This is a genomic window from Rhizobium sp. BR 249 (assembly GCF_047445895.1).
GTDB lineage: Bacteria > Pseudomonadota > Alphaproteobacteria > Rhizobiales > Rhizobiaceae > Rhizobium.
Genome location: NZ_JARWKX010000002.1, coordinates 180,551 through 193,769 on the forward strand (window position 1 = coordinate 180,551; position 13,219 = coordinate 193,769).

Sequence of the window (13,219 nt, forward strand, 5' to 3'; positions counted from 1 at the left end):
TACACGAGATTGAATCCTTCGTGAGCCACAGTCCGGGGGCCCGCTCTGCCATAAGACTGTCAGGCTGCTGCGGTGGCCTTCGCGGCTTCGATCTCCCTCAATTGCCATTTCCAAAAACAAAGTACTTTGTCCTCGTCCGGCGGGACACCTGCCGCATCGAGAGCCCATTTTCGCTCCATCGCATTGAAGAAAATTTCGTCCTCGCGTTGTTGCAGCTCGTTGAAGTTGAGACCTTCGAACATTCGAATTCCTTTCATCGCACTCTTGCTTGCCGGGGCGGCGACACTAGAAACTAATGGTGGATCGCAATCGAGAGGAACGTCAACGGAGAAATGTCCACACGATGGGCCGACAAGCGAATCCGTTGGTTCCGTCGACGGACACTTCCTCCTTCCAGCGTCTACCATCGGGAAGGCGCACGACATCTCGCCATCGGTATGACCGGCGATAATAAAACAGGATAGTTAGAATTCGATCGAATCCATTTCCGGGACAGAAGGACCGACCTGCTAGACAGCAATGACATCAGAGGCTGGCGATGGCTGAGACGGCAGACAACATGACGAGCGACGACCCAGGGGCGCTGATGAAGCGAATCCTGGCGAACCGCAAATCCATTGCCAAAGCCCAGTTCGACATGATCGCCAACATCGGCCGGATGCGCTCGACGATGAGTGACGACGATCTGCGCAGTTTCCTGGTTGTCGAATGCGGCATCTCACGCAGCGATCTGCCGTCGATCTTTGCCTTCGATGAGACCCTCGGACCCTGCGAGTCACTCCTGCGCAAGCGCTGCGTCCCATTCCACGTGCTGAAGGCGCTGATCGCGACCGATGCCGATACCCGTCAAGCTGCGCTGGACGCTCTTGCAGACGGAACCGAGGTCGATGTCGCAACCGTTGCCAAACTCCGTCGTCTGACGATCCGCAACAGGATCGGAGCGAGCGCCTATGCCGAACGGGGCCGCCAGCGCGCGATGACGGCCGCGGCCTCGAAGCAGTCGCACCTACGCGTCCAGGCGCTCGGCGAGAACGTAGCCACGCTCCTTTCCGAGATTGACGAATTCACGGCGCGCTTTGTCGGGGAGCCACCCTGCGATCCGAACGAGGATGTCGTCGACCGGTCCGAAGCATGCATTTCCGCAGCCGTTAAATTGAGATCCAACGCGAGGATCGTGCTCCGTGAATTCAAGTTGGTGTATGGCGAGGTCGAACTGCCAGGAAAGGGTGTCGCTGGCTTCGGAACTGGGTCGCATCGGCACAAGCTCGCCGCCGCCCATGAATCCCTGAAACGCTTCGCCGATGGGAAGTTTGCATGGTACGGCAAGTTTAGCGGCTTCGCCTTCGAACATGGATATCTTTGGCGGACCGAACTTCAGGATGCGCTCTCATATCTGCTTCCCTGTGATCCAGAGCCGGATCCGGCCTCTGACGAAAATACCGAAGCCGCCAAGCCTTTGAGGTTCTTGGAAATATGCGCAGGTGCTGGCGGCCAGGCATTCGGCCTTCTTGGTGCGGGCTTCGCGCCCGCCCGGCTCTACGACATGGATCTCAATGCCACTCGTACCCTGAAAAAGAACTGGACCTGGCCCGTCACCCGGAAGCGCCTGGAGAAGGTTTCGGATAGGGAGCTCCAACAGTTCCAAGGCATCGATCTCCTTGCCGGAGGAGTTGAGTGCAGACCGTTCTCTCAGGCCGGGAAGCAACTCGGCGCGAACGACAGCAGGAATCTCTTCGATGAGGCGATCCGGTACGTGAAGGTCGTCAGACCTCGCGCTTTCTTCTTCGAGAACGTCGAAGGCTTCACGGACAAGAAGTTCCTCAAATATCGCGCCAGCGTGTTCCGGCGGCTGAAGGCGCTCGACTACCGCATCGGTCTGCACAAGCTCAACGCCCGCGACTTCGGGCTTGCTCAATCGCGTCCGCGGTTAGTGCTGGTCGGCGTGCACAAGGACGAACCCGGACTGTTCTCCCTGCCGAAGGACGGGATTAACACCACCATGGGAGAAGCCCTCGCTGACGTGATCTTTCCACATCGCGGGCTCGGTGATGTCGTCTATGATCAGTGGGCGGAAAATTGGTGCGCGAATTACGGAAGCAAGGTCTCCACGACGGTCACGTCGAGCCTCTACAAGAACAAAGGCAAGATGAAGCGGAGATGGGAGAACGAGCTCGGATTCGCAGTCGACCCGAAGCACGTCGGTGACGGACCGGCCCCACTCGGAAGCATCGAAGACCCAACAACCCTTCCCTATCTGACCGTCGATGTTGCCCGGGTGCTACAGGGGTTCCCGGGGGCGTGGAAATTTGAAGGCAAGGCGGACCGTCAGTTCCACCAAATCGGAAACGCGTTCCCGCCGCAGATGTCGAAGGCAGTGGGCCTGGCCATCGCGCGGGCGCTCTCGGGCCGAATGCCAAATTCGATCGACGCACCACCGCTTGTCCCCTTCAGCGAATCCTTGATTAGCGTGAAGGGCGTGACACCGAAGGGCTCGACGAGGTTCATGCTGAACGCAATGACGATTGAGGACGTCGAGGAGTTGAGGGACAGCTTCGGCACAAAGTTCCCGGATCTGCCGAAGCTAAGGGCTCGGGCAAAGAGGCACCGTCGCGCCCGAAAGCGCAATGCGCGCGAATATCAGCAATCTCTGCAAAGCGGCGGGCAAGTCATAGAGACTGTCGAGGCTGAGGACCCGTCCACTCCCTGAAATGTTTTCCGATTGCCTTCTGGATTTCCCATGCCGCGGGATGCTCCAGCCGCTTGACCAGCTTCCCATCGACGTGAATCTGGCCTATGCCGCTTTCTCTCCACGCGAAGCTGAATTCGCGTCCGGCGGCATCCTCGACGGTCAGCGTCTCCACTTTCCCATCGGTCGAGAAGGCTATCTCGGGACCATCCGGCCCGCACAGATCGCTGAACTCCTCGTAGGCCATCGCCACTTCCTGCGAGACCTCCTTGTCGCTCTCGTGCAGTGGAACAAGGACGACTTCCTTTAGGTAAACCCCGATCGCATTGACGAAGGAGGCCATGTCGTCCCCCTCGAGGAATTGCTCTTGCTCAAACTGCCTCGGAATGTACCCGAACCATCCCGCATCCCCCAGCTTCACCTCGGTATGGATTTCGGCGGTCACCTGGACATCCTCCCACTCCGCCCGGTCCTTGCGGGTTTCGGCCTTACCCGGGGCATAGAGTTCGACTGGTAGCCTCCAGCCATTAGGATCCCGCGTCCTGAACACCAGGGTCAGCCCGCCATCTCCGCGCTCTCCGCGCATGACGAGATTTCTCTCCTTCAGGATATGGCCGTAGCGCTCCTTCGCCTCGATCATGATCTGCGTGAAATATCCCATGGATTCTCCTTCCAGCTTGATACGAGAAGGATCCGTCGCACGTACGCAATGGACAAACCGCATTGAAAGGATTCGTCGCTCGAAGCCCTCGCAATTGTTGACACGAGAACCTAAGAAGAACATGTAACAATCTGATATAACTTCATATTTTACTGTGGACGCGGCCCCAGAAATGTGCCTTACTGCTCACGCCCGATGAGGCGCCGGAGGTGCCGATGATACAGATATCGATATCCATGAAGGGTCAGGTCTGACGCTGACGCCACAGGTGCGCCTAGGCACCGCGTGAGGGGGAGCGTCATGCTTCCGAACGGGCGAACTCCGAAAAACTTCACTATTTCGAACGATGCAGCCTTAGGTCGGCGGACAAGTTTCCGACCGTCATTTAGGACCGACATTGTAGCTAGTGACCGCGACGGGGTTCCACGATGTACGCAGCAAACAAAGCCATACGCTTACGCCTGTCGGCCTCGGCCGTGGTCGTCGTCATAGCCTGACCCTCGCCCACATTTCTCTCTGATTTCGCCCTGGCACTGGCTGCCGGGAACACCTACCCCTGCCTTGAAGAAAGCTTCGTCAATGCCGACGCCGAACAAATCCGCCCGCGATCCTCCCTGAACTGAAATGCGCCGCGCGCGGCGTCCCTCCGAAGTTTCAGAAATGCCGCACTCCGGCCACTCCGGGGATCGACGGCGCACGTCCGCACTTCACCTAAGAAGGATACATCACATGAGCACTGCCTCCGACATCTCCAGTCAGGCCCTCCCGACGGCCTTCACGAAGGCCGAGATCGAAATCCAGCGCGGCTTTGCACGCAAGTGCATCCGTGCAAAGCGCTTCGAGGACCTTTCGTCGCGTTACTTTGCGATGAAAGCGGAGTGCCATCGCCGCGGGCTGCGTGCGTGCGACTTTCAGACGTTCCGCAACGCGGTCCGCCTCACGCGCCTTGGCACGGTTGGCCGCCTGAACGTGGTCAAGTCCAGCGTCCCGGCGCAGGAGTACTACTTCGGCCTGCCAACCGAAACCGCTCTCATCCATGAGCACGATGGTTTTCTGAATCTCTGGCGTCGCCGCTGATCGGGGAGCCAGAACAGGATGACCATCAAAACCATCTCGATGCGCACCCGGAAGCCCGATGTCATGGACAAGAGTCTGCTCCAAGTGCTCCCCGCAGAGCTAGAGGAGATCGCCCTGGATCTTCCCCGCCTTCTCAAGATGACGGGGGCGTGGGAGGCGCTCCCCAAGAAACAGCGCCGTCACCTGAGGGCGCTGGCCCCGCGCCTTGTCACCGTCGTGCGCGGCAAACCCCACCTGCCCGGCGCTGTCCGATCGCCGGCAACTGGCGCGGCAACGACCGAGTACGGCAGTCGACCGAAACGGTCTGCAATCCAACCCAAAACGAGGAAGCCACATGCTCCATGAACAAATGACGACCTACTTCACGACTCTGGCCGACTTCCATCCTGCCGTGCTCCGCTGGTCAGGCCATGTTCTGCAGGACCAGCCGATGCTCGCGACGACCTTCGCTGCTACGTTGAATGTAATCATTCAGCAGACCCAGTTGCTGGGAATCGACGATGAAACGGCGCACGAGCTTCTCATTTGCCTGATCGAACATGAAGCCGGACCGGCCCTGCGCCGGCTGGGGATCAGCTTGCCCATCCCCTCCCGCGACCTGTTCTCAACCCTGGCGCACTCGTTTCGTGAAGATGACGAAATCGCAAAAGTCATGCTTCGAGAGCCGTTGATGGTGGAGAAGGGTCCCATCGGCATCATGCGCAGGTCGCTGTGGGCAGAAGGTTTGAGGGAGCCGGAGGTGTCGCAGAGACTCGCCGAACTCCAGGCGATTGAGCCACAAATACACTGAGCCCACTGCTCGAAACCGCTGCCCGGTCAGCGTCACCACTCCAAACGGGGCCTGCCCAGCATTTCGAAAGCGATGCCGAAATGCACGCTTTCCGGAAAGTCGAACGCGCGAGGCGGGGCCATCGCCTCTCCGACGGTCGTCGACGGAAGATCTTCACCCCATGACACTGCGCGGGCCGCCCCGGCCCTAGCACACCCTTCACCAGACAGCCCTGGCCCGGCCGCGTAGCGCGGCCGGCATCGGACACCTGCGTTCAACGGAGCCTTCAATGACCCGCGTCAGACAACTTATCCGCTTCTTGAAGGAGCTGGAGTCCGGCCACGACCGGACCCAGATCCCGCTTCCTTCCGAGACCGTCTTCCTCAAGCCGGATAATCCGCTCATCTCGGGACGGATCCGGCCCTTCCCGATCGACGTCCACGATGAGGACGAGGACTATGCCGACCTCGTCAGCATCCCATGGCTATGGATGCCGACCGAGGAGCCGACGCCCAGCCGATGGTACCCGGCCAGAACGAAGGGCCATTCCCGCGGCACCGTTACCAATCCGAAGACGCGATCGGCAATCACCTACGCCAGTACATACGAGATGAACCTCGCCTACATGCTCTGTGCCTCCAAGCATGTCGCCAAGATCGAGGATCAGCCCGAAGCCATCATCGTCCCCCGCGATGACGGTGACAAGCAACACACCGTCGACTACCGGGTGACGATGACGGGCAACGGCTACCGGATCGTTGTCGGTGTGCGGCCATCCTGGCAGCTCGACAAGGACGACCTCCGTCACACGATCGAGCGGATCAACTCCGGCTCGCTCGCGGGCTTCGCCGACGAGGCGATCATCCTGACCGAACGCGAGATCACGAACGACCGCGGGTGGAACGCAAAGAGCATCCTACGTGCGCTCAAGGGATCGGTCGCCAACGACAATGCCCGCATGGCGAACCACGCGTCGAAGTTCCACGGAACCGTGTCGCTCAGGATGCTGACCAGCATCTTCGACGACTCCGCGGCCGCTTGGAACGCGGTCTGGTGCCTGATCCACGACGAAATCCTTCTGCCCGCCCGTCCCGACATCAAGCTCGTGGATGCCCCCTTCGTCGCCTTCAACCACAACGCAGCCTGAAAGGAAATAGCATGGAAACCAACCTTCCCGCCCTCCTCTCGCTCCAGCACGGCGCCGTGCTGCCGGTGTTTCACCGCCTTCCCGTCAAGGCCCGCGTTCGCGATCGCGGCATCGACTACTGTGTCCTGTACTGCGACCGCAACGGCGCCGCGCTCCAGCGCATGGACGAGACCCAGGCGACAGTGACCTTCAGCCAGGCGGAACTCACCGAGGCACTCAACCGTCCGGGCAATCCGATGACGGTCGAGAAGGACTTCTACGCCGAAACGAAGGCGCGCGCCCGGCTGAAAGGCGTAGACAAACTCAGCGGTCTGAACCCGAGCGATCAGGAAACGGTCCTCAAAAGAGAATACTTCGTTCGGTCCTTCTACGAGATGCGGGCTGACTACAGGGAGAAGTGCAGGCTTGCGCGCATCGATGGCATGCCCCTTCCGCCTCGCGTCAGCAAGTCTCGCGACTCCCTTCTGCGGGTGATCCCGCTCATTTCTCTGAAGTGGCGTGCCCAACAATTGGCGAGCTCGCCGAAGGCGACTTACCGGACAAAGGAGAAGACCGTCACCCTCGTCGAACCGACCCCGTCCACATTGAAGACCTGGATGCAGAAGATGGAGGAGAACGACTTCGATCCCGTCTTCCTCCGAAACCAGTACCGTGACGAACGCCAGGAGTACTTCACGGGGGACGAGCTAATTCACCTCAACGCTGCGATCGCCGCCGCCTGCTCGCGTACCGATCCCGATCTCGCAAGGATCCATGCCGATATGGTCACCGTCATGGAAGCCGAAAACAAAATCAGGGGTGCCGACGACCAGCTCCGGATTCCGTGCGAAAGCACTCTGCGCAATCGTTACGCGGAACTTCCTGAGATGAAGCGGGACCTTGCTCACGATGGCAAGGATGCTGCCAAACGAAAGTGGCAGCCGGAACACGGCGGCATCGATGTCATCCGCGCGGGTGAGCGCATGGAAGTCGACGACCACGAGACCGACCTACATACGATTCTTGCAAAGATGGGCGTCTGGAAGACCATGTCCAAGGCTGACCGCGCCAAGGTGAAGCGAATCCGTCTTTGGATCTCTGCCGGGATCGACGTTGCCAGCCGAAGCCTGGCTGCCCTCTACGTCAGTTCGCGTCCGCCCTCAATGAAGTCGGCGATGGCGGTCCTGGAGATGGCGACACGGGAAAAGACCGACATCGCGAGACGTCTCGGATGCTCTACGGCGTGGGTCCAGGGCGGCACCATGGAAACCATCGCGGTGGACAGCGCGGCCTATTTCGCCCACCGCCCATTTCGCATCGCAGTCAACGACATGGGTAGCGACCTCTTCCTCCCCCCCGCGGGGGAAGCGCCTTGGCGCGGTTTCATCGAGCGCTGGTTCGGAACCTTCGGCCATCAGATGTTCAACTACTTCAACGGACGCACCTGGAGTTCGTCCAGCGAAAAGGGCGACTACGACTCCGAAGCCGAGGCTGACATGATCGCGGATCAGGTTGCCGAGTGCATGCTCCGCTGGGCTGTCGACGGATATCACAACGCACCCCACAGCGAGCTCAACGGTGCGACGCCGTTGAACCGCTGGCTCGAACTCAGCCGGGATTACGGTGTGATGCCAGGTCCGACCGGAGCTATCCGCACCCACCTCTTCGGCACCTACATCAAGCGCACCATCTCGAAAAAGGGTCTCAGGGCTGCCGGACTGTACTTCCAGAGCAAGCAGCTTCAGAAGATCCGCCGCAAGGTAGGAAAGACGCCGGTCGTCGCCCGCATCAACAACCACAACCTTGGTTCGGCATCGGTCTGGGCAGAGGATGGCTGGATCGAGGTCCCTTGTGTCCACAAGGAACTGGAAGGCGTCAGCATCTGGCAATGGCTCGCTGCGACCGAAAAGCTGCGCCTGTTCAATACGGAAAACGCCAAGGTCTCTCGCGGCACACTCCAGGCAACCTTCCTCTGGCTCAAAAACCAGGCAGAAATGGCTCGCCTCGAGTCCGGTCTGCTCAGCCCCGTCCTTGCCGAGGAGGACTACCAACGCTTCGAGCAGAGCATGGAGCGGACCTTCGACGTCGTCGAAAAGCCGTTTGAGGGCGAATTCGTCCCTGATGGCGAATGGCATCCGTCCAATGAGCTCTTCGCCGCCCTCGCGATCCAGCCGGTGATCTACGCCAAGGCCAAGAAGTCCGCGAAGGCCGTCCGAGAGGAGGCCAATGCCGGATCGCGCCCGGAAATCGGCACCATGCCGAAAGTTCAGGCCGAAGCGTACGCAGCCGAGCCGCCGGAACGCGTCGACAACGAGACAACCGTCGTTCGCCGCATCACCTCCAACATCTTCGACAACTAGGGAGTACACCATGGACCAGTTCGAAAAAGACTTCGATAGAAAGCGTAGTCAGGCAGCCATCGACCATGTTCGCGGCCTGATCGGCGACAACCGAGCCGCCATCGCAGACCGGATCGCGGAACTCTACGACGAGTACCTCACCCTAGATCGTGACGTGCCCCTGCGAGCCGCTCTCATGGCCTCGGTCGCAAGCGTTCTCACCCCTATCACCGGAAGACCAGACAAGCGTAGGATCGTCGCCGTCACCGGACGCTCCGGTGCCGGAAAGACCACTGCGCTGATGAAGCATATCCGTAGCATTCCGGCCATGCAGTCCTACAAAGACGACGACGGGGTGATGATCCATCCCGTCATCATCGTCGATGCCCCGTCGCCTTGCACTCCTCGTCTTCTAGCTATTGCCTGCCTCGAAGCGCTCGGTCACGCCCCTCCGGGGGGCATCAAGGAGAACCAGGCGTGGCTGCTGTTCCGGCGCCTGTTGAAGGTCCACAAGGTCATGTGGGTCTTCATCGACGAGGCTCAGAACGCTATCGAGACTGCCTCTGTCCGCGAGGCGACCGTCATCGGCGACGCGTTCAAGTCGCTGACGCAGATGCCGGATTGGCCCGTGAGATTGATCCTCGCCGGCGTGTCGCCGCTGGCAAGCTTTCTCGCCCGCAAGCAGCTCTACAATCGGCGCACTGTTGTTCCCTTCGACACCCTCGACGCGGACGGGACAACCGATCTTGCCAGAAGTGTTCTGGAGACGATCGTGCAGGAGCATGCTCGCATGGAAATCCGGATCAAGCTTGGCGACGACGCCTATGAGGATTCTGACGAGGAAGAGGGCAAGAACCGACGCAAGGACAAGGGAATGTTCCTCAGGCGACTGATGCACGCCTGTGATGCCGAATTCGGCTCCGTCGTCCAGATGATCAGGGCCGCCGTCGAGTTGGCAATCTACGCGGACCGCGACCATGTCACGATCGACGATTTCGTGAAGACCTACGCCTCCTTCTCCGGCTGCAGGCCAAGCAAGAACGTTTTCACCGCTGACAACTGGGAGGAACTCGACCCCGTAACCGCCTTGCTCCGCGACGACGATCGCGCTTGGGAGGCCGAACGGCTGAAATCCAAGGGAAAGACCGCAACCAGGTATGGAGTCCGCCCCCAATGAGCAGGCTTGCCGAATTGCTTCCCTTCCACGCTGGCGACGAAACCGTCGCCAGCTATTTTTCGCGCCTTGCGGCGGCATGTGGCTATGAGAGCGCCCGCGCCTTCGCCTTCCACCTCCAACTGCAGTTCCACGGGCTCGTTGCCGGACGGGAGACGGATCTGGAGACCTTCGCCGCAGTGCTGGATATGCCGAGGTCATTACTCTCTCCGGGCGTCATCGTCGGAGACAAGTCCATCTATCAGCTTTCCGGGCAACAGCTCAGCCGACATGAAATTCAACGGCTCCGGTTTCGCTTTTGTCCTTTCTGCGTGAACGAGGACGAAAGTCTCTGCGGAGGCCGACGAGGTTTTCGAGCATACGGACGCCTACACTGGCATGTGTCCGCTATTCGCACCTGCAGGCGGCACAGCGTGCACCTGGTATCCAGTGCCGAACTCGCGAGATCGCCATTCCAGCACGACTTTGCTGCCAACCTCGCGGCGGAATCCCCCAAGATTCCCGAATACATTGCTTCGGCCGAAGCCGCAAAACCGGACAACCTTCAGACGTATGTCGAGAAGAGGTTGAAAGGCGTCAAGTCCGGTGCCGATTGGCTCGACTCCCTCCCGCTGTTCGTCGCTATCCGCCTTTGCGAAATCGTGGGCGCATCTCTGTTGCACGGAAACCTGTTCCGCTCATCGGGGTTCGGCAACCGGGAATGGTCCGCGAGCAGCGGTGCAGGATACGATCTTCTTGAAGGCGGAGAACCTGCATTCCGGCAATACCTGGAGGCTCAGGTGGATGAATTTCATCGCGGCGCTAGTTCTCGCGGTAAGCGATCCATCTTCGGCCGACTTCATTATACCCTTGCCCACAAGACGACGACCGAGGCCGCTTTCGACCCCATCCGAGATATCGTTCGAGACGTTGCGATAGACAACCTGGCGCTCGCTCCCGGCGATGAGTTCTTCGGACCAATCAGTACCCGCAGATATCACACCATCCACTCGGCCTCAAAAGCCCACGGCATTCCGTTCGAGCGCCTTAGCAAGCTCCTGCTAGACGCAGGATTGCTCCCTAGTGACTTGAGCGGTGGGGGCAGAAGACTCATTGAAGCTCAAGCCGTCGACCGCATCGTGAGGGTACTGGCGACGACACTCAATCAGAAAGAGGTCATTGCCAAGCTTGGGCTCACCCGCAAACAGTGCCGGCTGCTAATCAATGGTGGACTTTTGAAATCATCCGGCGAAGTAAGACCGCGGCCTGGCAGCAGATTCGTTCCTCGATACCCGTTGGAGAACGTTACCTCGCTGATCGAGAGCCTGAGATCTGCAGTCAATTGCTCCGACATGAGTGGGCTCCACGATTTACGGACTTCGATCAAGCGTTGTCGATGCACGCTCGTCGAGGCAGTTGATTTGATCCGTTCTGGAAAACTCTCAAAAGTTGCCTGGGACGAAACTCATATCGGACTGGCAGCGCTCCGGCTCGACCCGAACGAAATGCGGCCTCTGATAGTGCGCGAACATCGCGGCTGTGTGGGGAGTTTACGAATTGGCGCAGATGACGCGGTTGTCGAAGAACGGAGCGTATTCGCTCATTGAGGATGGGCGGATCAAGGCCTTCAATCGCCGAAACTAACCAGAACGGCAGCCTCAATAGGCAACCGAGCCGGAAGAACTCGAGACTTTCATTCGCGAAAAACTGTTCGTGGAATCGGCTCGCCGGAAGCACCGAGTTCGTTCATCGACCATGAGGAGACTTGACCACGCTGGCTTGCCGCCATCGTTCACAGCCGGGGAAATGCCCTTCTATCGACGCGACGTGCTGTCCACAGAGAACCTCCTCTAAGAATTCGAGCCGGGCATTTTTGCCTGGCTTTTCTTTTGGCCGAATTTGTTGGCCATTTTTAGGTTCTTGGCTGGCCAGAAATCGATGCGTTTTCGGGACCAGCATGCCAAATTTCAATAGGTTGCAGGTGCGTTGGCCAGTACTTCGATAGATTTCTCATTAAATGTTATAGACGCGCCGAACAGCCGGACTGATACGGTTCGGCGCGCTACATTTTAGCATTTGCGATTTCACGGAACTGACGAAGAACCGTAACAACTCCGTCAAACAACCGGCGCATGAAGCGGTCGGCGCGGCCTCCCTGGAGTGACGCCCGCGCCCGTTCGAACCGTTTTTCAACCCTTTGCCGGATATTTGTCATGACCAAGCGTTTTCTCGCGACTGCCGCTTTCGTTCTCCTGTCCAGCACCGTCACCGTCAGCGCCACCGAGATCGGCGCCACCTTTGAGACCGCCTGCCCTTTCGGCGATTGCGCCGCCGGCATTTCGCTCTCCTATCTCGGTGAATTCGTCATTCCCACAGGTCACATGGAAAACGGCGTCGAATTCGGCGGCATATCGGGCCTCGATTTCGATGCCGCCACCGGCCACTATGTCGCCATCAGCGACGACCGCTCCGACAAGGCCCCGGCTCGTTTCTATGAGCTCGACGTCGATGTCGATGCGTCGGGCCTCAAGAGTGTTTCGATCGTCAAGCAGGTCACGCTGAAGGATAAGAACGGCGAGCCTTTCGCCGCAAAGACGGTCGATCCGGAATCGATCCGTCTCGGCAAGGACGGCATCTATTGGGGCAGTGAGGGCGACGGCAAGGCGCTGCTGCCGCCCTTCATCCGCGTCGCTGCGCCGGACGGCTCGTTCGTGCGCGAATTCAAGCTGCCGGAGGGCTTTGCGCCGACCGCCGACAAGTCGACCGGCATCCGCGACAATCTCGCCTTCGAGGATCTTGCCGTAGCACCCTCCGGCGACGTTTTCGTCGGCATCGAGGCAGCCCTCTACCAGGATGGCCCGAAGCCGTCGCTGACGACGGGCAGCCTGTCGCGCATCATCCGTTATGACGGCGCAACCGGCGAACCGAAGGCGCAGTATGTCTACCCGGTCTCTCCGATCCCGCAGGCTGCCGCCAAGGAAAACGGCGGCAACGACAACGGCATGTCGGAAATGCTCGCCCTCGACGATCATCGCCTGCTCGCCGTCGAGCGCAGCTATGCCGAAGGCTTCGGTAATAACATCAAGATCATGATGATGGATCTCGCAGATGCGACCGACGTCTCCACCATCGCCTCACTCGCCAGGAACGACCAGCGCGTCATCCCTTCCCGCAAGAGCCAGATCCTCGATCTGAGAGCGATCGGCCTCGTCCCCGACAATATCGAGGCCATGTCGCTCGGCAAGGCCAAGGACGGCGCCGACGTTCTCATCCTTGGCTCCGACAACAACTTCTCGCCCGCCCAGAAGACGCAGTTCTACGCCTTCAAGATCGTCAGCCGTCCGCAGCAGTAAACTGTCGCGTCTGGCGGTCGAATAGCGACGCTTTGTATACGCTTTCACGCTACGT

11 protein-coding genes are annotated in these 13,219 nt (G+C 59.6%); 9 read left to right on the forward strand and 2 right to left on the reverse strand.

Annotated features, from left to right (window positions below; genetic code table 11):
• Positions 1-59: 59 nt before the first annotated feature.
• Positions 60-242: a hypothetical protein gene (locus QD408_RS03370; RefSeq protein ID WP_414138343.1), complete on the reverse strand. Its 183-nt coding sequence runs from the start codon at positions 240-242 to the stop codon at positions 60-62.
• 296 nt (positions 243-538) lie between these two features.
• On the opposite strand from QD408_RS03370, the gene QD408_RS03375 reads away from it, so the two are divergent.
• A complete protein-coding gene (locus tag QD408_RS03375) occupies positions 539-2,707 on the forward strand; it encodes a DNA cytosine methyltransferase (protein WP_414138344.1) in 2,169 nt (722 codons plus the stop codon).
• Here the strand turns inward: QD408_RS03375 and QD408_RS03380 are convergent.
• Entirely contained in the window at positions 2,667-3,347 is a 681-nt protein-coding gene (locus QD408_RS03380) for a hypothetical protein (RefSeq protein WP_414138345.1), read from the reverse strand. The two genes, QD408_RS03375 and QD408_RS03380, sit on opposite strands and share 41 nt — an antisense overlap.
• Positions 3,348-4,076: 729 nt before the next feature.
• On the opposite strand from QD408_RS03380, the gene QD408_RS03385 reads away from it, so the two are divergent.
• The 8 genes from QD408_RS03385 to QD408_RS03420 all read left to right on the forward strand — a co-directional run bounded on the left by QD408_RS03385 (position 4,077) and on the right by QD408_RS03420 (position 13,164).
• Positions 4,077-4,424 (forward strand): hypothetical protein, encoded by a 348-nt coding sequence (locus QD408_RS03385; RefSeq protein WP_414138346.1) that lies wholly within the window; start codon positions 4,077-4,079, stop codon positions 4,422-4,424.
• Between the two features lie 18 nt (positions 4,425-4,442).
• Positions 4,443-4,769 (forward strand): hypothetical protein, encoded by a 327-nt coding sequence (locus QD408_RS03390; protein WP_414138347.1) that lies wholly within the window; start codon positions 4,443-4,445, stop codon positions 4,767-4,769.
• Complete coding sequence (locus tag QD408_RS03395) at positions 4,759-5,214, forward strand: hypothetical protein (protein ID WP_414138348.1); 456 nt, start codon at positions 4,759-4,761, stop codon at positions 5,212-5,214. Before QD408_RS03390 ends, QD408_RS03395 begins: the two co-directional genes overlap by 11 nt.
• Positions 5,215-5,482: 268 nt before the next feature.
• Positions 5,483-6,340 (forward strand): hypothetical protein, encoded by an 858-nt coding sequence (locus QD408_RS03400; protein ID WP_414138349.1) that lies wholly within the window; start codon positions 5,483-5,485, stop codon positions 6,338-6,340.
• A gap of 11 nt (positions 6,341-6,351) precedes the next feature.
• Positions 6,352-8,679, forward strand: coding sequence for a Mu transposase C-terminal domain-containing protein (locus QD408_RS03405; protein ID WP_414138350.1), 2,328 nt, complete (start codon positions 6,352-6,354; stop codon positions 8,677-8,679).
• A gap of 10 nt (positions 8,680-8,689) precedes the next feature.
• The gene (locus QD408_RS03410; RefSeq protein ID WP_414138351.1) at positions 8,690-9,835 is read left to right on the forward strand and encodes an ATP-binding protein; all 1,146 of its coding nucleotides are present in this window, start codon (positions 8,690-8,692) and stop codon (positions 9,833-9,835) included.
• Positions 9,832-11,418, forward strand: coding sequence for a TniQ family protein (locus QD408_RS03415; RefSeq protein ID WP_414138352.1), 1,587 nt, complete (start codon positions 9,832-9,834; stop codon positions 11,416-11,418). The genes QD408_RS03410 and QD408_RS03415 overlap by 4 nt, the downstream gene beginning before the upstream one ends.
• Positions 11,419-12,024: 606 nt before the next feature.
• Positions 12,025-13,164 (forward strand): esterase-like activity of phytase family protein, encoded by a 1,140-nt coding sequence (locus QD408_RS03420; RefSeq protein ID WP_414138353.1) that lies wholly within the window; start codon positions 12,025-12,027, stop codon positions 13,162-13,164.
• Positions 13,165-13,219: the final 55 nt, after the last annotated feature.

What these genes read in the sequence shown, in the direction of transcription:
- QD408_RS03370 (WP_414138343.1), bottom strand. Translation starts at nt 242, where the DNA reads ATGTTCGAAGGTCTCAACTTCAACGAGCTGCAACAACGCGAGGACGAA.
- QD408_RS03375 (WP_414138344.1), top strand. Translation starts at nt 539, where the DNA reads ATGGCTGAGACGGCAGACAACATGACGAGCGACGACCCAGGGGCGCTG.
- QD408_RS03380 (WP_414138345.1), bottom strand. Translation starts at nt 3,347, where the DNA reads ATGGGATATTTCACGCAGATCATGATCGAGGCGAAGGAGCGCTACGGC.
- QD408_RS03385 (WP_414138346.1), top strand. Translation starts at nt 4,077, where the DNA reads ATGAGCACTGCCTCCGACATCTCCAGTCAGGCCCTCCCGACGGCCTTC.
- QD408_RS03390 (WP_414138347.1), top strand. Translation starts at nt 4,443, where the DNA reads ATGACCATCAAAACCATCTCGATGCGCACCCGGAAGCCCGATGTCATG.
- QD408_RS03395 (WP_414138348.1), top strand. Translation starts at nt 4,759, where the DNA reads ATGCTCCATGAACAAATGACGACCTACTTCACGACTCTGGCCGACTTC.
- QD408_RS03400 (WP_414138349.1), top strand. Translation starts at nt 5,483, where the DNA reads ATGACCCGCGTCAGACAACTTATCCGCTTCTTGAAGGAGCTGGAGTCC.
- QD408_RS03405 (WP_414138350.1), top strand. Translation starts at nt 6,352, where the DNA reads ATGGAAACCAACCTTCCCGCCCTCCTCTCGCTCCAGCACGGCGCCGTG.
- QD408_RS03410 (WP_414138351.1), top strand. Translation starts at nt 8,690, where the DNA reads ATGGACCAGTTCGAAAAAGACTTCGATAGAAAGCGTAGTCAGGCAGCC.
- QD408_RS03415 (WP_414138352.1), top strand. Translation starts at nt 9,832, where the DNA reads ATGAGCAGGCTTGCCGAATTGCTTCCCTTCCACGCTGGCGACGAAACC.
- QD408_RS03420 (WP_414138353.1), top strand. Translation starts at nt 12,025, where the DNA reads ATGACCAAGCGTTTTCTCGCGACTGCCGCTTTCGTTCTCCTGTCCAGC.